Source organism: Salinivibrio sp. AR647 (assembly GCF_001995415.1).
GTDB classification, from domain to species: domain Bacteria; phylum Pseudomonadota; class Gammaproteobacteria; order Enterobacterales; family Vibrionaceae; genus Salinivibrio; species Salinivibrio costicola.
In genome coordinates, this window is sequence record NZ_MUFE01000001.1 from 50,851 (window position 1) to 75,998 (window position 25,148).

Annotated in this window: 17 protein-coding genes; 9 read left to right on the plus strand and 8 right to left on the minus strand. The window is 51.1% G+C overall.

Annotation, left to right across the window (positions count from 1 at the left end; all coding sequences use genetic code 11):
* The first annotated feature begins 236 nt into the window (after positions 1-236).
* The 4 genes from BZG76_RS00250 (at position 237) to phaC (ending at position 4,512) form a co-directional block, all read left to right on the plus strand.
* On the plus strand, positions 237-977 hold the full coding sequence (locus BZG76_RS00250) for an SDR family oxidoreductase (RefSeq protein WP_077459746.1): 741 nt from the start codon (positions 237-239) through the stop codon (positions 975-977).
* Positions 978-992: 15 nt separating this feature from the next.
* Positions 993-2,204: an acetyl-CoA C-acetyltransferase gene (locus tag BZG76_RS00255; RefSeq protein ID WP_077459747.1), complete on the plus strand. Its 1,212-nt coding sequence runs from the start codon at positions 993-995 to the stop codon at positions 2,202-2,204.
* A gap of 57 nt (positions 2,205-2,261) precedes the next feature.
* Positions 2,262-2,609: a phasin family protein gene (locus tag BZG76_RS00260; protein ID WP_021022030.1), complete on the plus strand. Its 348-nt coding sequence runs from the start codon at positions 2,262-2,264 to the stop codon at positions 2,607-2,609.
* Between the two features lie 79 nt (positions 2,610-2,688).
* Positions 2,689-4,512 (plus strand): class I poly(R)-hydroxyalkanoic acid synthase, encoded by a 1,824-nt coding sequence (phaC, locus tag BZG76_RS00265; protein WP_077459748.1) that lies wholly within the window; start codon positions 2,689-2,691, stop codon positions 4,510-4,512.
* A 53-nt stretch (positions 4,513-4,565) separates the two neighbouring features.
* On the opposite strand, the gene tcdA is transcribed toward phaC, so the two are convergent.
* Entirely contained in the window at positions 4,566-5,375 is an 810-nt protein-coding gene (gene tcdA, locus BZG76_RS00270; RefSeq protein ID WP_021022032.1) for a tRNA cyclic N6-threonylcarbamoyladenosine(37) synthase TcdA, read from the minus strand.
* Positions 5,376-5,408: 33 nt separating this feature from the next.
* Positions 5,409-6,329, minus strand: coding sequence for a LysR family transcriptional regulator (locus tag BZG76_RS00275; RefSeq protein ID WP_198532282.1), 921 nt, complete (start codon positions 6,327-6,329; stop codon positions 5,409-5,411).
* 98 nt (positions 6,330-6,427) lie between these two features.
* Here BZG76_RS00275 and BZG76_RS00280 point away from each other — a divergent pair, with 98 nt between their 5' ends.
* From BZG76_RS00280 to BZG76_RS00290, 3 genes are all read left to right on the plus strand, one after another.
* Positions 6,428-7,756, plus strand: coding sequence for an aspartate aminotransferase family protein (locus tag BZG76_RS00280; RefSeq protein ID WP_077459750.1), 1,329 nt, complete (start codon positions 6,428-6,430; stop codon positions 7,754-7,756).
* Positions 7,757-7,804: 48 nt separating this feature from the next.
* Positions 7,805-8,614 (plus strand): 3-keto-5-aminohexanoate cleavage protein, encoded by an 810-nt coding sequence (locus BZG76_RS00285; RefSeq protein WP_158011307.1) that lies wholly within the window; start codon positions 7,805-7,807, stop codon positions 8,612-8,614.
* A gap of 143 nt (positions 8,615-8,757) precedes the next feature.
* Entirely contained in the window at positions 8,758-9,729 is a 972-nt protein-coding gene (locus BZG76_RS00290) for a TAXI family TRAP transporter solute-binding subunit (protein ID WP_021022036.1), read from the plus strand.
* Between the two features lie 84 nt (positions 9,730-9,813).
* Here BZG76_RS00290 and mltA read toward each other — a convergent pair whose 3' ends face one another.
* On the minus strand, positions 9,814-10,893 hold the full coding sequence (gene mltA / locus BZG76_RS00295; RefSeq protein ID WP_077459752.1) for a murein transglycosylase A: 1,080 nt from the start codon (positions 10,891-10,893) through the stop codon (positions 9,814-9,816).
* Between the two features lie 236 nt (positions 10,894-11,129).
* Here mltA and BZG76_RS00300 point away from each other — a divergent pair, with 236 nt between their 5' ends.
* Positions 11,130-11,354 carry a hypothetical protein gene (locus tag BZG76_RS00300; protein ID WP_025744513.1) on the plus strand — a complete coding sequence of 75 codons (225 nt, stop codon included), beginning with the start codon at positions 11,130-11,132 and terminating at the stop codon, positions 11,352-11,354.
* Between the two features lie 100 nt (positions 11,355-11,454).
* Here BZG76_RS00300 and BZG76_RS00305 read toward each other — a convergent pair whose 3' ends face one another.
* Entirely contained in the window at positions 11,455-11,805 is a 351-nt protein-coding gene (locus tag BZG76_RS00305) for a DUF2850 domain-containing protein (RefSeq protein ID WP_077459753.1), read from the minus strand.
* Between the two features lie 218 nt (positions 11,806-12,023).
* On the opposite strand from BZG76_RS00305, the gene argA reads away from it, so the two are divergent.
* Positions 12,024-13,349 carry an amino-acid N-acetyltransferase gene (gene argA / locus BZG76_RS00310; RefSeq protein WP_025744514.1) on the plus strand — a complete coding sequence of 442 codons (1,326 nt, stop codon included), beginning with the start codon at positions 12,024-12,026 and terminating at the stop codon, positions 13,347-13,349.
* A 12-nt stretch (positions 13,350-13,361) separates the two neighbouring features.
* Here argA and recD read toward each other — a convergent pair whose 3' ends face one another.
* The 4 genes from recD to recC form a co-directional block, all read right to left on the minus strand.
* Positions 13,362-15,203: an exodeoxyribonuclease V subunit alpha gene (gene recD, locus BZG76_RS00315; RefSeq protein ID WP_077459754.1), complete on the minus strand. Its 1,842-nt coding sequence runs from the start codon at positions 15,201-15,203 to the stop codon at positions 13,362-13,364.
* On the minus strand, positions 15,200-18,793 hold the full coding sequence (recB, locus tag BZG76_RS00320) for an exodeoxyribonuclease V subunit beta (RefSeq protein WP_077459755.1): 3,594 nt from the start codon (positions 18,791-18,793) through the stop codon (positions 15,200-15,202). Before recB ends, recD begins: the two co-directional genes overlap by 4 nt.
* A 151-nt stretch (positions 18,794-18,944) precedes the next feature.
* Positions 18,945-21,191 (minus strand): CehA/McbA family metallohydrolase, encoded by a 2,247-nt coding sequence (locus BZG76_RS00325; RefSeq protein WP_077459756.1) that lies wholly within the window; start codon positions 21,189-21,191, stop codon positions 18,945-18,947.
* Between the two features lie 490 nt (positions 21,192-21,681).
* Positions 21,682-25,062, minus strand: coding sequence for an exodeoxyribonuclease V subunit gamma (recC, locus tag BZG76_RS00330; protein ID WP_077459757.1), 3,381 nt, complete (start codon positions 25,060-25,062; stop codon positions 21,682-21,684).
* Positions 25,063-25,148: the final 86 nt, after the last annotated feature.

Consider the following 25,148-nt stretch of genomic DNA (forward strand, 5'->3'; position numbering starts at 1 on the left):
TTTATACTTTGCGTATTTGGCTAGATTCGTTAGCTTAGAACCAGGCAGTCATAAAAGGGTCACACCAACAAGTTAGACTGCCTAATAATATCGGCAGCATGATTATTAACTATTGGCATAACTCTTGCTGCCGTTATGAGACAAGAAAGGATGACTGTAATTCTGGTTTAAAGTGGTTCCAGATGCGGCTTCAGGCATCTCGTTATATTTGCTTGTTGTAGTGAATGGAGTCATAGATGAAGAAACTGGCATTAGTAACTGGCGCAAAAGGCGGCATTGGATCAGCGATCACCGAAAAGTTAGTTGATGATAATTATCGCGTCATTGCAACACACTTCACGGGCGGTGGTCAGTGCGCACAAGACTGGTTTGAAGAAAAAGGGTTCAAACAAGATCAAGTGCGCCTATTCGAACTTGATGTTACCGATACAGAACAATGCGCTACACGTCTTGCTAAACTGCTTGAAGAAGAAGGCACAATCGATATCTTGGTAAATAACGCCGGGATCACGCGTGACAGTGTATTCAAAAAGATGGATGCCGATAAATGGCACGACGTCATCAACACCAACCTCAATAGCCTCTTTAACGTCACTCAACCTTTGTTCGCTGCCATGTGCGAAAAGGGAGGTGGACGTATCATTAATATCTCGTCTGTAAATGGTCAAAAAGGCCAGTTTGGCCAAGCAAATTATGCCGCAGCGAAAGCAGGGATGATGGGCTTTAGCAAATCGTTAGCTGCCGAAGGAGCCCGCGCAGGCGTCACCGTGAATGTGGTTGCGCCAGGGTATACCGCGACGCCCATGGTAACGGCCATGCGCGAAGACGTACTTGAGTCGATTACCAATCAAATCCCGATGAAACGCTTGGCAAAGCCAGAAGAAATTGCGGCTTCCGTGGCTTACCTCGCGAGCGAAGCAGGCGCATACATTACGGGTGAAACGCTGTCGGTCAACGGCGGCCTGTACATGCAATAAATCAAGGATAGATTGATGGAACGCATTTTTATTGTGGCGGCAAAACGCACCGCCATCGGTGCTTTTTCAGGCACGCTCAAAGATATCCCTACCGGCCAATTGGCTGCCTATGCTGTCAAAGGCGCATTAGCTGAAAGTCGATTAACTGGTGAGGCTATCGACGAAGTGATTGTAGGCAATGTAGTCAGCGCCGGACAAGGAATGGGAATAGGTCGTCAAGCAGCTATCTATGCCGATATCCCTACTCATGTTCCCGCATACTCTGTCAATATGGTCTGCGGCAGTGGGATGAAAAGCATTATGGATGCTGTTACTCATATTCGCGCTGGTGATGCACAACTTGTGGTCGCTGCTGGCGTAGAAAACATGTCACAGATTCCGTTTGCAGCGGCCGGGAACTTACGAACAGGGCAAAAGATGGGCAACTTTGCGATGAAAGACTTGCTCATCAATGACGGTCTCACCGATGTGTATAACCAATATCATATGGGCGTCACCGCAGAAAACGTTGCTAAAAAAATGGATATCACTCGCGAGCAACAAGATCAGTTTGCCCTACACAGCCAGCAAAAAGCGGTTGCAGCGATAGAAGCCGGTCGCTTTAAAAGCGAGATCACTCCCATTGAGATTAAGCAGCGTAAGCAGACCATTACCTTTGACACCGATGAGTATCCTAAAGAAGACGTAACCCTTGAGGGGCTGGGAAAATTACGTCCCGCCTTTGATAAAGAAGGCTCGGTGACCGCGGGTAATGCATCAGGCATCAACGATGGTGCCAGTGCGGTGATCTTAGCCTCCGAATCGGCAGTCAATAAACATGGGCTCACCCCATTAGCAGAAGTAAGTGCCTATTCACAGCACGGAGTTGATCCTAGCGTCATGGGGTTAGGCCCCGTGGGTGCGGTGAACACCGCACTCGATAAAGCCAACCTCACTCTCGATAATATTGATTTGTTTGAACTCAACGAGGCATTTGCTGCGCAAGCACTCGGGGTGGTTCACCAACTAGCTGAGCACCACAAGACGACGCCCGATGCCATCTTGGCACGTGCTAACGTCAATGGCGGAGCAATTGCACTTGGCCACCCGCTTGGTGCATCCGGCAACCGAATTGTTGTGACCTTGCTACACGAGCTTGCGCGAAGAGGCGAAACCTATGGCGTTGCTTCTTTGTGTATTGGCGGCGGTATGGGTACGGCTTTAGTAATTAAGCGTACACAAGTATAAACGGACACTTGCGACCTTGGGGAAAATCCCCAGAACAACACTATCAGGAGATACACCATGTACACAGATATGTTTAAAGCGTTTTCTGAGCAATCTGAAAAAGCCCTGGCTCCCTACGTTAATTTTAACAAGCTGGTAGCCAAAAATGTCGAAACACTCACCGAACTGCAAATGAACGCGATGCGCACATACAGCTCGCTCGGTCTTGAGCAGATGAAAGCTGCCAGCGAAGTCAAAGATGTCACCAGCATGACATCATTTAGTAGCCAGCAACTGGCAGCATTAACCAAACTGTCTCAGCAAATGATGGATGACAGCACCAAACTGCAAAACATCGCTAAAGAGTTCAAAGAAGATATCGACAAAATCACGGCTGAAAACATGAAAGCCGGCACCCCAGCATAAAGGCAGGGTTACTGCACTATCGCCTGCTACTCACCGTAGCAGGCCTTTATAGTGCTTTTCCGATCAAGAGGGCAACATTATGTTTCATCACTTCTTTTCGGACTACCTTGCCAGGCTGCAAGAACAAAACCAGCAATGGTGGCAGGATCTTGAGCAGGGCAAGGCAGCCGTAGACACACCGTTTAATCAAGCCATGCAGGAAGTCAGCCTGCAAGACACTGCTCAATTGCTGGAAGGCGCGGCTCAACAACCCGCTGCACTTCTACAAGTACAGATGCAGTGGTGGGAACAACAAATGCAAATCTGGCAGAACGCCATGCTCGCCCGTGATAACACGGACGAAGTGATCAGCGAAGGTAGCGACGATAAACGTTTCAAGGACAAGGCGTGGCAAGAAGATGTCCTCTATAACTTTATCAAGCAATCGTATCTGTTATTTGGACGTACCTACATGGAGACCATTGAGGCCATTGAAGGACTCGATGATAAAACCCGTGAGCGCCTTTCTTTTTTCTCTCGCCAAGCCATTAATGCCATGGCCCCCAGCAACTACATCGCGACCAACCCAGAGTTGTTAAAAATGACGCTGGAATCAAAAGGTGAGAACTTGCTGCGTGGCATGGAGCAGTTAAAACAAGACATGGAGTCAAGCGCCGACATCCTAAAAGTACGCATGACCAATAATAACGCTTTCCGCGTTGGCGATGACGTTGCTAACACCCCAGGAGACGTGGTGTATAAAAATGACCTGTTTGAGCTTATTCAATACCGCCCGGTCACCGAAAACGTCCATGCCACACCTGTGTTAGTGGTGCCGCCTTTTATCAATAAATATTACATTCTCGATTTGCGCGAGAAAAACTCACTGGTTCGTTGGTTAGTAGAACAGGGACACACCGTCTTCTTGATGTCATGGCGCAATCCATCTGCTGAGCAAGCTGATATTGGCTTTGAAGACTATGTCACGCAAGGGACAGTAAAAGCCGTCAGTGCGATTGAAGACATCACCGGCCAATCACAGATTAATGGTGTTGGCTATTGTATTGGTGGAACCGTATTAGCGTGCACCATTGCCTACTACTCTGCCAAACGCATGAAAGCGCGTATTAAGTCGGCAAGTTTCTTTACTACCTTACTCGATTTCTCACAGCCTGGTGAAATTGGCGCTTACATCAATGATAGTCTCATCCGAGCCATAGAAGCGCAGAATACTGCTCGCGGTTATATGGATGGGCGATCGCTGAGTGTGACCTTTAGCTTGTTGCGGGAAAATAGTCTTTATTGGAACTACTACATCGAGAACTATCTGAAAGGGAATAGCCCAGTCGACTTTGATTTGCTGTATTGGAACAGTGACAGTACCAACGTAGCAGCTAAAACCCATAATTTTATCCTGCGCGATTTATACCTCGAAAATAAGCTGGTGCAAGATAAGGGCGTTAAAGTCGGTGGTGTATGGATTGATCTCAATAAAATCAAAGTTCCCAGTTATTTTATTTCCACTAAAGAAGACCATATTGCTCTGTGGCAAGGCACGTACCGTGGTGCGCTCAATGTCGGCGGCAATAAAACCTTCGTATTAGGTGAGTCCGGCCATATTGCAGGGATTGTTAATCATCCAGTGAAGAAAAAATACGGCTTTTGGACCAATGACCACCTCGCAGATACGGCAGAGGAGTGGCTGGAAGGCGCGTCTCACCAGACTGGATCATGGTGGACACATTGGGAAAAATGGTTACGAAGTTATAGTCCCGACGAACAAGTTGAGCCCTACCCAACGGGATCAGACAGCTACCCTGTACTTTATGCTGCACCAGGTGAATATGTACGCCAGGTACTGCCGGTTAAATCGGACGTTGGGCCGAAATCAGCCGAATCTGAACCGGTAAAAGAAGAGGCTTAATCAACCGTCCCACAAAAATGGCGCCCCGACAGATCAGGCTGGGGCGTCACTTTCTAATCTTCGCGCCGCTGATCAGCGGCGATTAGTTTTTGTAAAATACGTGAGACCGCGACAAATCCAAAGCTTGCTGTCACCATGGTTGCGGCGCCAAACCCACTGGCACAATCCATCCGTTTCGGGCCTTCTGCCGATGATTTACTCTCACACACACTACCATCCGGTTGCGGATATTTGAGCTGCTCGGTGGAGTAAACACAGTCAATCCCGAACTTGCGTCCTTTCGTCTTGGTAAAACCATAAAAGCGACGCAAATTATTGCGTAGCTTGGCCGCCAAGGGGTCTTGAATGGTTTTGGTGAGATCCGCCACCTGGATTTGCGTCGGGTCAATCTGCCCACCCGCGCCCCCGACGGTAATAACTTTGATTTTGTGCCGCTTGCAGTGTGCCAATAATGCGGTTTTGGGCTTAATGCTATCGATCGCATCAAGCACATAATCAAAGCGCTTATCGATATACTCAGCAATATTATCCGGTGAGATAAAATCATCAATCACAGTGACTTGGCATTCCGGGTTAATCGCTGCCACGCGTTCAGCCATTACCTCACTTTTGCTTTGACCGATGGTATCTTTCAGCGCGTGAATTTGTCGGTTGGTGTTGGTGACACACACGTCATCCATATCAATAAGGGTGATCGCCCCAATCCCTGTGCGAGCCAGCGATTCCACTGCCCACGATCCCACGCCACCAATACCGATGACACAAATATGGCTTTGGTGAAACACCTCTAGCGCACGGCGTCCATACAAACGAGCCGTACCGCCAAAACGTTGCAGATAGGATTCTGATAGGGGATGTGTCATAACTATTGTCTTCGTTGATCGCGCTGACAGGCGTTATACCGACTTGCTGATAGGATGTCTAGCCACATCCACCTTGAGGGCGTCACACAGCCAGTTGATCACATGCATGACAGCGGGTGAACGCTGCTTATACCGCGCACTATAAAGGTAGTAGCCATAGCCGCTGTCTATGCTTAACCCCAAGGGATTTACAATCTGATCGTTTGACAGGGCGGCTGAGGCCATAAAGGTGGGGATCAACGCCATGCCCATACCCTGTTTCACGCCTTCAAGCGCCATAAAAAAGTGCTCAAAGCCTGCGCCATATTGCGGATTACTGTCAGCCAGCCCAAATTGTTGCCAAAACTGCTCCCACAGTGAAGGGCGCGTCAAATGAGATAAAACCGGCACCTCCGATAACAACGCGGTCCGATCCAAAGGCTCTGGTAGCAAAGTCACTGATGCGACAAGCGATAAGTGTTCGTGAATTAAACAGGCTCCTTGCGCGCCTGCCTGCTGATGAGGCTGACAGCGGATTAAAATATCCAGTTCACTTTCTTTCCCTTGGGGCACATAGTCACTGGCACTGACCACCACAGAAATATCAGGATGCTGCGATTTAAATTCAGGCAGCTGAGGAATCAACCAAAGGCTGGCAAACGAAGGCGGTACCAGTAAGCTGACAGACTCTTGCCTTGCACTTTGCTGGCGCGCTTGCGCCGTGGCATTGGCGATATCATTGACGCTGGCCGATATCACATTTAAATAAGAGTCACCGACTCGGTTGAGTTTTACTCCCCCTGCGTGTCGCTCAAAGAGTGGTTGGCCAATCCCTTCTTCAAGCTGCTGTATTTGCTTGCTCACCGTACTTTGGCTGACATGCAACCCCTTGGCAGCTTCTGAAAAACTTCCTGTTTGAGCCACCGCAATCAATGTTTGAAGCGAACGCATCGACGGCAAACGCACATTCATCATCTCATTCCTTTTTTGCATACCTGGTGAAAATATATCCTTTGCGGTTTAAAACACAAGTTCACCATACTGAGTTATCACGCTTGCATTGAGGCCCTCGTATGAGTCATGTCTTTCACCGTCACTGTCATCATCTTCCCCCTACCATTGCCAGTGGTAATGGGATGTACTTAATCGACACTCAAGGTAACGAGTATCTCGATGCATGCGGAGGCGCAGCCGTCTCTTGCCTTGGGCACAACCACCCTGCCGTATTGGACGCTATCCACCGTCAGCTTGATGCGATTCCCTATGCGCATACCGGCTTTTTTACCTCAGAAAGCAGTGAAGCGCTCGCCAAGATGTTGGCCGATCTTGCACCTCCCTCGATAAATCACGCCTATTTAGTCAGTGGTGGATCGGAAGCGATGGAAACCGCGCTAAAACTCGCTCGCCAGTACTGGGTGGAAGTCGGTGAACCCCAACGACAACATTTTATCGCACGCCGCCAAAGCTACCACGGTAATACACTCGGGGCGCTGTCCGTGGGTGGCAACGCATGGCGACGCGCCCCCTTTGCCCCGTTGTTGATGGATACCAGTTTGATTGCCCCTTGTTACGCCTATCGCGATCAACGTCCCGATGAGACCGCTTACGAGTATGGTCAGCGGGTGGCCAACGAGCTGGAAGCCATGCTGTTAGAAAWAGGGCCGGAAACCGTCATTGGGTTTATCGCAGAACCTGTGGTGGGGGCGACAGCCGGTGCATTGACCGCGGAAGCGGGATACTTTTCTCGTATTCGCGCAATTTGCGATCAGTACAATATTTTGCTGATCCTCGATGAAGTCATGTGCGGCACGGGGCGCACCGGTCGCTTTTTCGCTTTTGAACATGAAGGCATCGTTCCGGATATTGTCGCCATCGCTAAAGGACTGGCTGCTGGTTATCAGCCCATTGGCGCCACCTTGGTCTCGGATCGTCTCTATGAAGCAATTGCATCTGGGTCAGGCTTTTTCCAACATGGCCACACCTTCATGGCTCACCCAACGGCATGTGCCGCTGCCTTAGCAACACTCACCACCATTCAGCAAGAAGGATTAGTTGACGCCACTGAGCAGCAAGGAAAGGCGCTTAAATCGGCGTTACACCATCAGTTTGATTCTCACCCTTTTGTCGGCGACATTCGCGGACGTGGGCTATTTTTAGCGTTGGAGCTGGTGGCAAACAAAACCAGCAAGCGTCCCTTCTCGCCTGAACTTACGCTCCATCAAACGATAAAAAAAACCGCCATGCATAACGGACTCATGTGCTATCCCATGGGCGGTACCATTGATGGTAAGCAGGGGCATCACATCTTACTCGCACCGCCCTATATCATTGAATCAACTCATATCGCGGCCATTACCGACAAGCTAGCACTGACATTAGAGATGTGCTTGCCTTACCAATAACGACAGATTCAGAAGTGAGGGAAAAGAATGCGAGACGCAAGGACGATCATGGTTGCCCCCAATGGTGCGCACTTACAGCCCGTGCACCATCCGCGTGTGCCTGTCACCGGCGAACAGCTTATTCACTGCCTACACGAATGCGCCGAGGCAGGCGCAACCATGGCCCACATCCACGCCCGCGATCAACAGGGAGCCCATAGCCTTGATCCCGCGCTAAACCAAGCGCTATATCAGCAAGTAATAGATGCCGTCGGTGATCGTATGGTGATTCAACTCACCACCGAAGCCGTAGGCCGCTATTCCCCCCAGCAACAAATGGCGCTGATTAAAGCCGTCAAACCCGAAGCCGCTTCCTTTGCGCTACGAGAGCTTATCCCTGATCATCAGCCTCCAAGCAAAGCGGTAACAGATTTTTTTGCTTGGACGGTTGAAGCTCGGATCTATAGTCAGTTTATTCTCTATCACCCCAGAGAACTGGCACGCTACTACACGCTGCGCGAACAAGGTATTTTACCCTCACGAGGTCATCACTTGCTTTTTGTTGCAGGGCGAGATCGGACTCCACCCCGAGGTATGTCCGAAGATGTCGTCGCCATGTATCATGCGCTTCACGCCAATGGCACTATTCCTTGGTCTGTCTGCGCATTTGGATGTCATGAAAGTCGCTGTTTAACCACAGCCGCGACACTGGGCGGTGACGTTCGAATCGGCTTTGAAAACAACACCCAACACATCGATCAAAGCCAGGCACACGATAACGCATCACAGATCACAAATTTGCGCAACACACTGGAAAACCTGGGATATTGTACTAAACCTGTACAAGCACTAAGACAAACCATGACCCAATCGTTTTAACCCAATACTATTGCTTGCAAATATTGTTAAAAGATTGAAAAAATAGCGCGGTGACACGTTATTGTCATATTTACATCGAGTGTCATACCATCTTCGAGGGTGCGCCCGGATAGCAACCTCTAACTTAAAAAGGAATCTTAAGCATGAAAGCGATGAAACCGACTCTGATTGCGCTCAGCTTTTCCGCTGCACTAGGAACCGCAGCAACGGCTCAAGCCAATCAGTTTGTAACCATTGGTACTGGCGGTGTGACGGGTGTTTATTACCCGACGGGCGGTGCAATTTGTCGTCTGGTTAACAAAAGTAAAGATGACCACGGCATTCGCTGCTCTGTAGAGAGTACAGGCGGTTCTATCTACAACATCAATACCATTCGTGCTGGCGAGCTCGATATGGGGATCGCACAATCCGACTGGCAATATCATGCCTACAAAGGCACCAGCAAGTTTGAAGATCAAGGCGAATTTAAAGATCTGCGCGCGGTTTTCTCTATCCACCCAGAACCTTTTACCGTGGTCGCTCGTGCTGATGCAAACGTAAAAACCTTTGATGACCTCGAAGGCAAGCGCGTTAACATTGGTAACCCAGGGTCAGGTCAGCGTGGCACCATCGAAGTATTGATGGATCAAATGGGTTGGGACATGGATAAGTTCGGCCAAATTTCCGAGCTGAAAGCGTCTGAACAATCAAAAGCCCTCTGTGACAATAAAATTGACGCCATGGTTTATGCCGTAGGCCACCCGAGTGGTGCGATCCAAGAGGCAACGACTGCGTGTGATAGCGTATTGGTTGAAGTCGCTAACGATGCGGCTAAACAGTTGATCAGCGAGCGCGATTATTATCGTCAAGCGATATTGCCAGGAGGTATGTACCGGGGTAACGATAATGATGTGACGACCTTTGGTGTGGGTGCTACGTTTGTATCCTCAAGCCAAGTCTCTGAAGACGTCATTTACAACGTCGTGAAAGCGGTGTTTGAGAACTTCGATGATTTCCGTCGCTTACATCCAGCGTTTGCCAACTTGAAGAAAGAAGAAATGGTAAAAGATGGTCTGTCTGCTCCCCTGCACCCAGGCGCAGCACGCTACTATCGTGAAGCGGGTTTGATTGAGTAATCATACTTCGTTGGCTTAAATGCAAAAGCGAGCGTCAAACGCTCGCTTTTTTATTGCTTCAAGGATGAGTCTTAATCTTAGCCGTTAGGGCTGATTCACCATTTGTGGCGCTAACGGTTCCAGTTTCCAAACCCGACCAAAGTGTTTGTAATGACCGGCTTGCTCGCCTGCTTTATTACCCATGCCATGGTATAAATCCAGGTGATTTTCTTTCACTGCCCCACCGGTATCCAACGCCATTAAAAGCTTGAGCACATGCTCTCCCGTCCATTTACCCTGGTCATCAAGCTGTGGCACTTCAGCAAGTAATACACTGCCCATAGGTAAGTAACGTCGATCCGCCGCCACAGAGGCGCCCGCTTTTAACGGGATCCCCGCCGTCCCACTGACAGGATCCGCCGCTTTGGGCGTAAAGAACACATACGACGGGTTGTGTTCCAGTAAGGTCCGAACCTCTTCTTCATCGTGCGCCGCGACCCAATCTTGAATCGCCCGTAACGACATATCCTCTCTGGCTACCTCACCATTTTCAATTAATACCTTACCAATACTGACGTACGGATGACCGTTTTTACCGCCGTAGGCAAAATACTCGAGCTGATCATTGTCACCAAAATGGACAAAACCACTGCCCTGCACTTCCATAATAAAGTTATCGATGCGAGACGCGCTGTAACCCAACGCCAACCCTAACCCTTCTAAAGCACCGTCATAAATCGCTTGACGATCAGGGCAGTCTTCATCACAAGGCGGTTTGGCATAAACTGGATAACGGAATAAGGCATCGGGTTGATGGCGCATTTCAATCACGGGTGAGAAATAGCCGGTAAACATCACGTTACCGAAATCATCGCCACCGCCCATTTGGTTAACACTCAGGCCAAACTCAGCGAGCGTGCCCACATTGCCTCCTGCGTCCAGCCATGCCTGCAAGCGCTGGTATACCGCTTGATGCTTGACCACTAACGAGGGAGATTTTGCTTCTACTTCTGCAAGCTGCTCCTGAAATAAACTAAAGTCGCGCGGACTTTCCGACACCACCTGAGATACTGGGGTTAAAATACGTTCAAACCGCCCATCTCGATACTGCTGACCACGATCAGTCGGCCTAACACACCCTGCGAGTACCGCCACACACGCCATCACGACTAACGCTTTTTTCACACCATCATCCAATCAGTTAGTTTGTAGCGCTAAGGCTCGCAAAAAGCGATGAATTTGGCAATCACTTATCATTATCAGACTGTAAATGCCTGCAAAATAATACAGTTCAATTGTGATGTCATTCAGATTATCCTAGTAACTGCTTGGTCATTCATCAAACTGTCATATAATTGTTATGTACTATGCATGAAACAAAAATGCATAGAAAATGCAACAAAAAAGGAGTAATGATTACCATGGACTTGAAAGTTGGGCGTTCGACGTTACTTGATAGCGATGCGGTGGAATATCAATGGATCCGCATGATGGCCAGTGAAGGTTGTACCCATAATGTGATCAATACCAGTATTCAGCGTTGCCTAGGTGGCGACTCGGAAACTGCCGATCTTTTACGCCGAGTAGCCACCAAGCAATGCTCGGTCAATGAGTTATTGTCGACAATAGAGTCTGTGAAATATTAATCACGATCTGAGCACTCTGCATCCTTGTGCCTACTCGGAGAGTTTCTGGGCGCCCCTACTTGTGCCGTCGTAACCTAATAACTCCATTGGATGCCAACATCTAGTCGTCTTTCGCAAAAAAAGACGTGTAATGCGCGGGCGATAAGCGTTCTAAGGTACTTTTGTTTTCGACACGATACACGTACGTTTGCGTACCAATCGAATAACTTAGCTTATCACCATCAAACTGATAACTCGTCGTAACCCGGCTGCCATTGGTATAGATACCGTCTTTGCGGACTTCAAAACGATCAGCTGCATAGGGCGCGACCTCTGTTTCAACCCATTCGCCATACAAATCGGTTTGCGTCACGTCAGGCGCAAAAATTGCAGGCTGGGTCGCCACTAAAAATCCCGTTCCACCAAATAATATAAATAGAACTAATAGAACCACTTGTTTCGTTTTTCGCACGCGCTTACCCCTCAGTGCTTTTTATTCCAGCATAACTGACTCATCACTTTACTTTAGACGCTGAACGCCAGATTGTGATCTCGCTTCATCGGCCAACATCGAGTATGGGAGCTAATTCTTATCGTTTCACATGCGCACTGACACCGCACAGGACTTGACACTCAGACCTAAAAAAGAATAAAAAGGCATATAAAGTGAATAAATAAACGGGTATGCGCGTGAAGATAAGAAGTACCGCACTGGTTAAAGGATTTCGCCAATCTGCACCTTATGTAAATGCTCACCGAGATAAAACCGCGGTGATCATGCTGGGTGGCGAGGCGATGGCGGATGAGAACTTTAAAAATATCGTCAATGATATCGCGCTACTCAATAGCCTTGGCATGAAGCTAGTATTGGTGTTTGGTGCCCGCCCGCAAATCAATCGCGCGCTCAATCAGTACGGACTGGAAACGCCTTATCACAAAGGAATACGCATCACCGACAGCCACGCGCTTGAAGTGGTCAAACAAGCCGCCGGCCAAGTGCAGCTCGACATCACCGCGCGTTTATCCATGGGGCTCAACAACACCCCAATGGCGGGTGCTCAGATTAATGTGATCAGTGGCAATTTTATTATCGCGCAACCGTTGGGTGTCGACGAGGGGATTGATTATTGTCACAGTGGCAAAATTCGCCGTATTGATACCGACGGTATTCAACGCCAACTGGATCAAAACGCGATTGTGCTGATGGGGCCAGTAGCCAGTTCAGTGACAGGGGAATGCTTTAACCTCACCTCCGAAGAAGTGGCGACTCAAGTCGCAATTCGGTTACGCGCAGACAAGTTGATTGGCTTTTGCTCCGAACAAGGGGTCTTAAACCAAGACAATGAAGTGATTTCTGAGTTACTGCCCACGCAAGCCCAGCCACTTCTAGAAGTGAGAGAAGCCGCTGGCGATACTGGCTCTGGCACCAGTCGCTTTTTACGGGGCGCGATTGCTGCGTGTCGCGCGGGAGTCACTCGCAGTCATTTGATTAGCTATAAAAAAGACGGCGCCTTGATCCAAGAGCTGTTCTCGATTGAAGGGATCGGCACCCAGATCGTGATGGAGCGTGCCGAAAAAGTGCGCCAAGCTGAGATTGACGATATCGGTGGGATCTTGGATTTAATCCGACCGTTGGAGCAACAAGGGATCCTGGTGCGCCGCTCGCGAGAACAATTGGAGCAAGAAATCCCACGCTTTACTATCATCGAACGGGATGGGTTAGTGATAGGCTGCGCCGCACTCTATCCGTTTAGTGAAGCGCGCACCGGCGAGATGGCATGTGTCGCCATTCATCCAGACTATCGTGATGGCGACCGCGGCGTCATGCTGCTCAATCACCTCAAGCAACGCGCCAAAGCCAAAGGACTTGAAACGATTTTTGTGCTCACCACCCACAGTTTGCATTGGTTTCTGGAGCAAGGCTTTTTGCTTTCCGATGTCTCGGCGCTCCCCAACACCCGCCAAGAGCTGTACAACTATCAGCGCCGGTCTAAGGTACTAACCTTAGCGCTTTAGCTGACCTCGCCATTATAAGGGCGCCAACAAGGCATCCGGCAAACCACTATACCTTGCGGTGCGTGCGCTCACACCGTGGCGCAGCACCGGCCAAGACGCGTAAAGATCAAGCTGGTGCTTCGCCCGCGTGATGCCGGTGTAAATCAGCTCGCGGGTGATCACCGGTGAAATGGTGGGCGGACATACCAGGACTGTGTGCGCAAACTCCGAGCCCTGTGATTTATGCACCGTCATCGCAAACGCGGTTTGATGGGCGGGCAGACGGCTGGCAAGCAAATAGCGCACCTCGCCATCGTGGGTTTCAAACGCCACCCGGGTGATCCCCGTTTGCTGCACCGCAATGCCAATGTCACCGTTATACAAACCCAGTGCATGATCGTTTTGCATAATCATGATCGGCCGGCCGTGATACCAGGTGTCACGCTCTTTAGCTATCAGCCCCGCCGACGCCAAATGCTGTTCAATCGCTTGGTTGAGGCCAGCGACGCCAAATGGACCTTCGGTCAATGCGCATAACAATCGAAATTGGCTAAAGGCACTCAGCACGTCGGCCATGGGCCGCTGATTTTCGAGCGTCGAATGATCGAGTGCCGTTAGGTAGTCGCGATACCCCGCCACCGCTTGAAGCATCAGGGTCTGATAGCTGTCATCACTCAACACATGGTGGGCAATATCGCCATAGCCGCGTTTTAACACCGCCCCCACCTCGGCCATCTCTCCTCGGTTCACCGCAAAGGCGAGCTGACCGATGCCGGATTGGGCATCAAAGCGATAACTTTTGCGCAATAAACACAAAGCACTGGCAATCGCTGGCGCGTGCGGGTTTTCGGGTACGTCAAAGCCTGTCAGTTGGCTTAAACGCGCTGCTTGCGCCGCTGGATAGCCCGCCTCGGCGTACTGACAAATATCGCCAAGCACCGCCCCCGCTTCCACAGAGGCAAGCTGATCTTTATCCCCCAGCAAAATAATGCGTGTTGAGGGCGCCAAGGCATCGAATAACTGCGCCATCAAGGGCAAGTCCACCATCGAGGCTTCATCGACAATCAACACATCCGCATGCACGGGGTTATTTTTATGATGGCGAAACGCTACTCGCTGCGGAATCGCCCCTAATAATCGATGAATGGTACTGGCTTGGGTCGGCAGCGCCGCTTTCACGTCATCATCAACAGGCAAGGCGGCAATCGCCCGTCCTAGTGATTCAGTCAATCGGTTGGCCGCTTTACCGGTCGGGGCAACCAGCTTGATGGTGAGCGCTGCAGACGTTGTACGCTCGGCGTGGTGTGACGCCACCAGCGCCGCCAACAAACGGGCGACGGTGGTGGTTTTACCCGTACCCGGCCCACCCGAAATCACCGCAAACGGCTGGGTCAACGCGGTGGCTGCCGCCACTTTTTGCCAGTCTATCTCTACCTGTGAGGCGGCAAATAAATTATCTAGGGTTTGGCTGGCCTCATCCGGTACCGGCAGCGCCGCGAGACGCTGGCGAATATGCTCCGCCACTTGCTGCTCGGCATGCCAGTAGCGATGCAAATACAATCGGTGTTCGGCAAGCACCAAGGGCGTCGCCTGCGTCCCATCGGACACGACTGAGGCCTGCGCCAATTGCTTGCTTGGCGCTTGGCTATCAATGTGCGCCAATAAAGGCTGCCAAGCGACGTCAGTGGGTGGCTGCCACTGGTTTAAGTCAAGGCAGACGTGCCCTTTGCCCACTTCACGACTCAGCAGCGCCGCCCATACGGTGATAGCAGCCTTATCTAATTGGTTTTCTTCTTCGCCCATCAAACAAGCAAATTGCACATCAATCGCTCGCAATTCACCGCGCTGGTATAGTGCCATTAATGCTTGTTTCATACCGACTCTCCAGCAAAGAGGTTGTCCAAGGCGTCAATCAGCGCCTTGTCGGGGCGATACGCGAATACACCGGTCTCGCCGCTATCACTGGCGCCCCGTAAAAAGAAATAAAACACGCCCCCCACATGGGTGTCGTAATCATAATCGGGGATCCGCTGGCGCAAAAAGCGGTGCAGCGCCAAGGTATAGATCTGATACTGAAAGTCGTATCGGTGCGCGATCATCGCCTCTTTAAGCGCATCAGGATGGTAATCGGCCACACTGTCCCCTAAATGGTTCGACTTCCAATCCAGCACGTAATACTTGCCATCGGCGCGGAAGGTTAAATCGATAAAACCTTTTAACATCCCGCGCGCTGTCTCAAAGGAGAGCTGTCCAGCACGCGCTGACAGTGCATCATATCGTGCGGCGAGTCGGTTCAGTCGCTGGCAGTCGAGTGCAGCCAAAGGCATCACGAACTCCATCTCCGTTAACCGACTGGCGTTGTCAATTTGATTCAGCATCAGCCCTTGTTCATTTAGCGGGTGTTTCAATACCTGTGTCATCCACTGCTGCAATATCGGGCACCACTGCGGGTCATAGTTTTCCAAGCTAAGGTGATGGGTAATAAGCTCAGCGACCTCTTCACTCATCAAATCAGCGGTAAAGTCCACCTCTTCAAACAAGGTATGTAAAAAGGTACCGGCTCGCGCGCCTTTGGGAAACGCAAAAACCGACCAAGGATCCACCGCCACATCCGGCGTCTCCTCATCGGCGAGGTCATCGTCCGCGTCCAAGTCGTAACTGGCTAATGTTGGCAAGGCGCTGACATGATGGCTCTGTTTTAACAGCCCTGAGTAACTGGTTAAGCGCCACTGACGGTCAATCTTGCCGTCAAACTGACGCGCGGTTAGCGCCTCGTGCGCCCCCGTTTCAGGGGCATAACGGCTATCATCCGGCTCCGGTGGCGCAACCACAGCCACCGCATCGCTCGCGCTCGCCAACCCAGCTAAACTCTCGGCCAGCAGGCTAGCATCACCGACTTCTCCATGCTGGAGCAAATAACCCAGGGCCGTTAAGTGCAAGGCCGAGTCTTTTTGCCGACTGTTACCTTGTTTAAGGGGGGCACAGCCGATAAAACAACCGTAGACAGCTCGCGTGACCGCCACATACAGCAAGCGGATATCTTCAGCCAGCCGCTCTTTTTCAGCGCGTTCTTTGCCCTCATCGACATTATCCAACGCCAGTACCGGCTGATACTGTTCATCATGATAAAAAGGTTGGCTGCTTTCGCGATACTGACAAGCAAACGGCAAGTAAACCAAATCGTACTCCAAGCCTTTCGATTTGTGGATGGTGACGATTTGCACCAAATCACGCTCCGACTCCAACCGCACCTGCTGCTCTTCCGATTGTTGAGCCGGCTCGGCCATCCGCTCTTGTAGCCAGCGGATCAGCGCGTGTGGGTTGTCCAGTTGCTGGCTGGCACTTTGCAGCAACTCCGCAATATGCAAAAAATCGGTCACACAGCGCTCGCCTTGCGGCATCGCCAACCAGTTTTCTGCCACTTGGCGGGCACTGGCGACTTGGCGCAGCATCGGCATCACCCCACGGCGCTGCCAAGTATCACGGTAATGGCTAAAGGCCACCACCTCTTGCTCCCACAAGGCTTCGTCTTGATTGAGTAATGCCAGCTGCTCGGCGGTCAGGCCAAATAAGTGGCTGGCTAGCGCTGCCCGCAACTTACGCTCGTTTTCAGGCTGCATGACCGCCACTAAAATGCGCTCAATATCGCTGGYGACGGGGCTGGCGAACACATTATCACGGTTAGAAAGATAGACAGACGCCACGCCTTTTTCGGCCAGCGCTTGCTTGACCAGCTGTGCCTCGCGGCCGGTGCGCACCAACACGGCGATATTGTGCGGCTGAATTTCGGCTTGGCCTGCTGGAGTTTGCAAATAACTATTGCCCGCCACCGATTGGTTGAGCACTTGAGTAATATGCTGTGCGGTACTCACAGCTAAGGTCTGTTCAAAATCTTGCTTGCCACATAATTCATCCGGGCTGTGATGCCAAAAGGTGAGCGCGGGCTGCTCGTTTCCCTCCACCACCAGCGCCTTTTGTTTGGCGCTAGGCGAAGAGGCTACCTCTAAAAAGGGAATACTGTCTTGATAAACAAACGGTGCCTTAGCACGCGAGAACAAGGCATTGACCCCGCGCACCATGCCATCTGTCGAGCGCCAGTTGGTGGCAAGGTTATAGTGATCACTCACCTGTGCACGGGCATGAATATAGGTGAAGATATCGGCGCCACGAAAGGCATAAATCGCCTGTTTAGGATCGCCAATCATCATTAAACCGGTGCGCTCATCCTCTTCCCCTGTGTCTGTCTCTGCGTCTGCGAATACAGGGGCATCGTCCGCCACTGGCGGCTGATAGACAGTGCTAAAAATCTGATATTGCAGCGGGTCGGTGTCTTGGAATTCATCAATCATTGCCACCGGATATAAGCTGCGAATACGTGCCGCCAACTGACCTTGGCTATCTTGGTCAAGTGCGCTGGCAAGTTGAGAAAGGAGATCGTCAAACGAGAGCCACCCTTGGCGGCGTTTTTCTTGGCGGAGCAGCTGCCGCACTTCTTTAATCGCCAGCGCGGTTAATCCCGGTTTTAACGTCGGCGGCTGATCAACCAATGCCTGAATCTGCTCAAATAGCGCCAGACTCGGTGACTCAGCTTTACTCTTGGCCGCTAACGTCTGTTGGGCGAATTTTTCCAATTTGTCGGGCAACTGGTAATCAAGCGTCTCGGCATTGGCCCATTGTTCCATCGCGTTCAGCCAGTTCGCCAGATGATCTTTGCGATAACTACGGCCATCGAGTTTAGCGGCACTGAGCTGCTCGGTGATCTGCTCCCCCGCCTCGCGCCATGCGCGCTTCACCGCATCAATCTTGGCAATCGCCGCTTGGTGTGCCGCCATGAGATCTTCGCCGAGATCAGGCGCCTTAACCGTGACAGCCGGTCCGGATAAATAGGGCGCAATCTCTTTTAATAAGGCCTCCGGCGCGGGCCAGTAGCTGCTCACCACACCGGCTAACGATTTTGGCAGCGGATAAAAACGACGACGCCAAAAATCGGCCGCCGCGCGCGCTTTGATCTGTCGCTCGTCGGTGACAAATTCATGACTGAACAGGCTGCCCGACTCAAACGCATTTTGGGTCAGCATCCGCTGACAAAAACCGTGAATGGTATAGATAGCCGCTTCGTCCATCTGCCGCTCGGCCTCTAACAGACGCTGCGCCGCGGTTTTATGATCGCTAATCTCTGCCAGCAAAGGCTCAATGATGGGATCGTCACTCTCACCGCGCATAAAGGCAAAACGCGCCTCATGAATGCGACGCCGAATACGGTCTTTTAACTCTTGGGTTGCCGCTTCGGTAAACGTCACCACCAGTATTTGCTCGACCCGACACGGCGCTGCGCGGCCATGCCCAAGCAACAATCGCAGGTACAAGCCAGCAATGGTAAACGTCTTGCCGGTGCCGGCGGAGGCTTCGATTAATCGGACGCCATCAAGTGGCAAGGTGAGCGGGTTGAGGATCTGCGGTTCCATATCATTATTTCATCGCCTAGTCTGCCCGCTATTGTAGCAACCCCTTGGGGTAAAACATATTCTAACCAAGACCATCAATCTGCGCCGGTTAACATCACGATCAAAAAAGGCCAGCATCGCTGGCCTTGGTTCGTTTATTGAGACTCGACACTTACGACTGAAGCCAAACTGGGTTGGTCCATGCCGTGCTGCCGTCTTTGTCTTCCACTTCTAGATTGATCCAACCCTCTGCATCCGCAGGAATAGGCAGTGATAGCTCAAGACGCTGTGTGCTCTCTTCAGGGTTAATGGTGATGCTGTTTAGCACCTCACCACCTTGGCCGATTAAGCGCACTTCTTTGAGGCCATCAGCGGCGACCACATTAATATCCCATTTATCACCTGCTTTGGCGGTTTCACCAAACATGATGTTTTGTGGGTACAGGATTGGCCCCTGCGTGGCATAGCCGTGACCGGCTTTTAACGCTTTGGCAAAGGCGAGCGGCGTTAGCTCACCATCAACATTGGCCATCATACGAATACGCCCAGTGAGCTGGTTCCACGCATCATGGGTATCGGTACCGGCTGTGAGGTACATGGCTTCGCCTTGATCCCAAAGCTTGTGCGCTTTTTCAAGCGTCGGCTCGTTATCGACACGTGCGTTAAGCTCCATCAGGTCGAAACGGTCGGTCTTACCGCCCGGCACCGCATCCTTAGCGATATTGGTGAAGTAGCCATAATCGTTATATGGATGGTTCATCGGCACCACTTCTGCACCCATCTCATGTGCAGCATCAATCAGAGTATGCACGTCATCAGTACCCGGATCGACCGTCAGCGCCGCGCCATTGTCGATGGGGAACGGGTTCATGTGACCCCATGATGGCGAGATCTCAATCGATGGAATGAAAGGCACGCCGCGTTTTGCTGATAAATCAGCAAATACTTTGTGATTAATGGTGGAGTCGTGATCACTGATAAAGGTCAGATCCAAGTCGGTTGCCAACTGGGCACGCACCACGATTTCTGGTGGGGTTACCCCTTCCAGCACATTGCCGTGGTGGTGTAAATCAGCCCCGTACCATTGGTGGCGATTCGGGAAGGTCACCTGTGGGATCTTAACCAACTGCTTGTTGGTTTTGCCCGATTCCAGCGTCACGTCCAAGGTTTGTGATTCAGCGGTAAAGCCTGCACCGGCGTTAATGCCCAGCTTATACTCACCGGGCGCTAGGTTTAGCTCGGCATGGCCGGCAGGCAGCAAGTCCGTGAAGAAGGTGCGTTTACCCAAGAATTCAACCGGTGGCGCTTGGCCTTCAATGATAGTCACACGTGCGTCTTTAGCCACGCCAGACACCGCTTCTTCTACGTTAAGCGCAAGGGTCGCAGGGCTTTTTAGCGAGGTGAAATTCAGTGTTTGCTCGCCATCAGCGCTCACATTAATAGATTGCGACTGACTGTTGGCATGGCCGGTTGCCGTACCATAAACCTGATACTCGCCGGCTGGTAGCTCCATGCTGTACTGGCCATCTTTGGCAAGCGTCCACGCGTAAGGGTGACCGTCTTTTTCAATCATTACCAAGGCATCGTTTGGCACTTGCCCATTATCAGCGCGCAATTTACCTTCAATGGTACCTGTCGCTTCACCATGACGTTCGGCTTCGGCTTTTACAATCGGCGCCATGTCACCGTTCGGGACAACCTGTAGCTGAGACTCAAACGTACGGCTTTCACCGGCTTTGAGCGTGTGACCCAGATACATATCGCGACCGTTGTATTTAATGCGGTCAAAGTAAGGCGCATGCAGCGCAAACGCCCAATCACGGTCATACGCGACCATGCGATCCGCGAGGGCATTGTCCGCCATCGCTTCTTCATTGCCTTCAAGCCCTGGTACCGCGAACTGATAACCCGTATCCGGCCAGATCGTGTGGCCAGATTCTAGTTCGAGATCATCCTCACCCTGGTTATTCATCACGGTTTTAAGAGCAATCGCGTCAGAGCCTGCAGCCAAGGTATACCAAGTAGTAATGTCGACTTTGTCGAAGTTACGGCTCACTTTGATCACTGCTTTTTCATCGCTGTCTTCAACAATCTCAATCGACTTGCGATCGTTCGGCCAGGCTGACCAGCTGTTGGGGATGAAATCTGCAAAAGCGACTCGGTCTAGATCAATTTTGCCATTTTTCACCGCCGCGAGATCCACCAAGGTACCACGTGGCACGCCCCATGGTGGCGCAGACTCAACCGCCAATGCGAACGCGACATGCTCGTTTTTTACCGTGATGTCTTGGGCGTGCGTAGCCTCACCATCTGGGATTGCAGTCTTACCTTGAGTAATGCTGACGTCGGCGTGCGCTGAGGCACCCAGCAAAAGGCCAGAGACCAAGGTCGCCACCGCGCTTTTTGAGAATTTATGCATGAAGGCACATCCTTTTTTTCATGGTTTGTTATATGAATTTTCGATGACATTGTGCGTTAAGTTAATTACACGTTCAAATAAAAAACAGAACAAAGGCCTCTGTAAACAACACAAAAACGATGCCCTCTAATCATTAAATTAAAACTAAAATACTGATTTTAATCAAAATTAAAATACAACCCTGCATTAAAATGATCGCTTAAAAAATATTTAGACCCCAAATAGATTGACCCCTAACGAGCAACGTAATGTGCAATCTTTAACCAACACAATGGTAACAAACATGACAAAAAAGATGGTTGTATCGACGAGCCACCCATTTTCTCTATCCTAGTAGTTAATCTCTCAAAATGAATATAAAGTCAAAAATTAAGAGTAAATAACCACAAAAGAGCCATGCATAGACTTGGCTAACAGGGAGAAGAGTGGGAAAGAGAGTGGATAGAGGGGGAAACGGCGCCGCACTATTCCTATGAGGCGCCTTTGGTGATTAGCGTTTTTGTCGCTGCGCAAGCATCGGCAGTACGTGTTGATCGCCTGTTGCTAATAGCGCTTGACCGAGACTCTCGTGCCATTGCGGCCATACGCGATACACATAAGGGTCTTGGACTTCACCAGGATTAAAGCCCCCGATAAAGGCATCACGCATCACTTTCAGCGCTTTGTCTTGGCCGGTGTCACTGTTATCAAAGCCTTTTTTGCCATCTCGGGCTTTTATCCCGGCCCCGACCGTACTTGGCAGATAAGTAAGCGGCTGATTCAGGCCATTTTGATAGTCTTCAACCAAGGCTTGTAGATGTGCAAGCGCGTCACCTTTACTGAGTGGGGCAAACTCGATGGTTTCTTTCACGCCCACCAACGTGCTCGGCACCGCTTCGCCCATCGCGCATTGGCATAAGTGGTCAATCCATACCGCAAGCTGATGACGCACGGTCAGATCGCCGCAATGAAAGCGCACCAAGCTGTCTTGATAACGCCGATTAAGCCAACCTTGCACTTGCACCTCGCCCAACGCAGTAGGAAGAGTCAGATTAAGCTCAAGATCAGGGCGCGGCGCGGCGAGCAAAGGCGTTAAGCGCTGGTACATGTCACGGATCACCGTGACTTGCGTATCCAAGGTCAGTTCGCCAAAGTACGCCAAAGGCAACTTGCCCTGGCCACGCTGTCGGGCCATAAAATCCTGCACACTTTGGGGACTGTCATCGGTTTCAATAAAGTGCGCTAACAGCTGATCACGCAGCTGAAAGCGGTGCAAGGTATCTAAACTAAAGGGTTCGAATTCTTCTAGCGGCGCTTCTAACTGCTCAAAGAAGACTTTCAAGCGGCGTTGGAAAAAATAGCGCACGGGCAACCGCCAAAAGCGCTGCAACTCAGCTAACTCAATCACAGGATCCTGGTGACTGTCGGGATCAGGGCTTAACGCATCGCCAATAAATGCTGGCAGTTGTGTCCCTTGTCCTTGAGCAGCCGGTAGCCACTCTTGCGCGTAGCTACCACTATGAACAAACGCCTGTGGGCTAAAGGGCGTCAGTGGATGCGTCTGGATAAGCTTTTCTTCCAACCGCTGGCGTGACTGCGCTTCGGGTAAATCGCCGTCACCGGCCAAACAGTAGCCTTGGGTGCAATACTCAAGCAACTCGGTGACCAGTACCGACGGGACTTTTAAGCTGTTATCTTGCACTGAGCGACCGACATAACTGATATACAAACGCTGCTGTGCTGACTGCAACGCTTCTAAAAATAGGTATCGATCATCGTCGCGGCGCGAGCGATCTCCCGCCCGCGTGCGACCGACCATCAAATCAAAGCCGACACTGGGCACAGTGCGCGGGTACACGCCATCGTTCATCCCCAGCAGACACACCACATCGAAGGGAATGGAGCGCATTGGCATCAAGGTACAAAAGTTAACCTGCCCGGCCAAAAAGCGCTGGCTGACTCGCTCGTTATTGAGGCGACCATTAAAGTAATCGCGCACCACGGGCAAGGTTAGCGTATGGGTAAAGGCGGCATCGCTGAGCTGTGTCAGCCAACTGTCCAACTGGGTGCGGATAAGCTTTATCGCTAACTCTTCATCCCCTTCAATGGCAAAGCAGTCATCCAGCATTTGGGTCAACCGCGCCACCCACGTCTTGCCATCGCATTCAATCGCCAGTTGCTGCTGGTAGTGAATTAAGGTGTCGATAAACAGCCCTAAACGCCCCGCCAGCTCCGCATTAAGCCCTTGGACTTCATCATAAGGCACGGTGTCTGCAAACAATCCAGCCTCACTCGGCATCGCATAGCCAAGTAACATACGTTTCAGGCCAAACAGCCAGGTGTTTTGATATTGCTCTGGCAACGCAAACTGGCTGGCGGTATGGGTATCAAGCCCCCAGCGAATGCCGGTTTCTTCCACCCACTGCTTAATCTGATCAAACTGTTGGCTGTCGATGGAAAAACGGCGCGAGACCGCCGGCACCTCAAGAATTTCCAATAGCTCCGCCGCACTGCATCGACTATCAGGCAGGGTGAGCAGACGCAAAAAGGCGGCTAACACCGGGCTTTCTTGATCGGCACTGCGATCTGAGATGGAAAACGGAATAAAACGCTCGCGAGGCGCATTACCAAACACCGCTTGAATGGCGGGGCTGTAGGCATTGATATCCGCCACCATCACAATCACATCGCGGGGGCTCAGTGATGGGTTAGCCTCAAACATCGCGAGTAGCTGATCGTGCAGCACCTCAACTTCGCGCATCGGGCTGTGACAGGCATGGATTGCGATGGAAGCATCATCTGGCTCGATTTCTGTTTTCGCCGCACTGGTCTCGGTTTGCTTGGGATCACCCGGCTCATTCAAATCCAAAATATCGGCTTGGAGATGATGCAGCAGATTATCGCGGTTGACCTCGACAAAGCCGCTATCAATCTCATTACAGGCCATTTCCGAGAGCAGCAGTAAGTTATCGCGCCCCAGTTTTCCCATCGACGCCAGCAAGCTGTTCCCTACTTCACCGTGCTCGGGCTCATCAAGCCCCAGTGCCAATTGGCTCTCGGCGGGGATGTCTTCAATTCGGCTGATTTTATCCCGTTCCAATGCGGCACGTTTAGCCAGATAGCGCTTGTCGCGAATGTCGCCCCAATAATAACGGCATGGGTTGGTGAACATAAAATGCACCTCCACATGCTCACCTAGGGCTTGCAACGCATCCAGATAGCGTGGTGGAAGCGCCGAGATGCCAAACACAAAGACCCGCTCAATATCAGCCAGCCCCGCAGGTTTGTGCTGATGGCTGGTTAAGGTGTCGATAAACTCTTGATACAAGTTAGCGCGATGGTAAGGCGATTGTCCCAGCGCCAAGGTGTGATCATATAAGCGACGCCACAGTTTTTGCTGCCAAGGTTGCACATCGTCAAGCTCAGGCACCGGTTGTTCTTGCTCCCATGCCAACACCCACTCAGGGCGATAGACCAAATACTGGTCGAAAATATCGGCCACTTTTTCGGCCAGCTGATAAGCACGCTGCTGATCCTGACTATCTTCCAAATACGCGGCTAAATCAGCGAACTCAGGCGCATCCAGGCAGCTGGGTAAAATATCCATTAGCTTCCATGTCATCGCCTCTTTATTGAAATCACTGCGCTCAGGCACGCCATCCAACACCCGCACAAACAACTGCCAGATAAAGGTGGCGGGAAGCGGGAATTCGACGTTAGCGACAATCCGCTGCTCGTTGGCGAGTGCCATTTTTAACCACTGCGCCATGCCGGGGCTTTGCACCAGAATAAGTTCTTTTTGAAAGGGATCGGACAGCGGTCGCTGTTGGATCAGGGAGACCAACAGCGATTTTAACAGATCGAGCCGATTAGAGTGATAAACAGTAAACACAAGGCGCTCACATGGGAAAGATAACTGGCATCGATTGTGGCCGATTGCCGTGATAAGCGCAAATCGCCACCGACACGCCGCGACCT

Coding starts and splice junctions, on each gene's coding strand:
- BZG76_RS00255 (WP_077459747.1), top strand. CDS start 993: ATGGAACGCATTTTTATTGTGGCGGCAAAACGCACCGCCATCGGTGCT.
- BZG76_RS00275 (WP_198532282.1), bottom strand. CDS start 6,329: ATGATGAATGTGCGTTTGCCGTCGATGCGTTCGCTTCAAACATTGATT.
- tcdA (WP_021022032.1), bottom strand. CDS start 5,375: ATGACACATCCCCTATCAGAATCCTATCTGCAACGTTTTGGCGGTACG.
- recD (WP_077459754.1), bottom strand. CDS start 15,203: ATGAAACAAGCATTAATGGCACTATACCAGCGCGGTGAATTGCGAGCG.
- BZG76_RS00250 (WP_077459746.1), top strand. CDS start 237: ATGAAGAAACTGGCATTAGTAACTGGCGCAAAAGGCGGCATTGGATCA.
- BZG76_RS00300 (WP_025744513.1), top strand. CDS start 11,130: ATGGACTTGAAAGTTGGGCGTTCGACGTTACTTGATAGCGATGCGGTG.
- BZG76_RS00325 (WP_077459756.1), bottom strand. CDS start 21,191: ATGCATAAATTCTCAAAAAGCGCGGTGGCGACCTTGGTCTCTGGCCTT.
- phaC (WP_077459748.1), top strand. CDS start 2,689: ATGTTTCATCACTTCTTTTCGGACTACCTTGCCAGGCTGCAAGAACAA.
- BZG76_RS00260 (WP_021022030.1), top strand. CDS start 2,262: ATGTACACAGATATGTTTAAAGCGTTTTCTGAGCAATCTGAAAAAGCC.
- BZG76_RS00285 (WP_158011307.1), top strand. CDS start 7,805: ATGGTTGCCCCCAATGGTGCGCACTTACAGCCCGTGCACCATCCGCGT.
- BZG76_RS00290 (WP_021022036.1), top strand. CDS start 8,758: ATGAAAGCGATGAAACCGACTCTGATTGCGCTCAGCTTTTCCGCTGCA.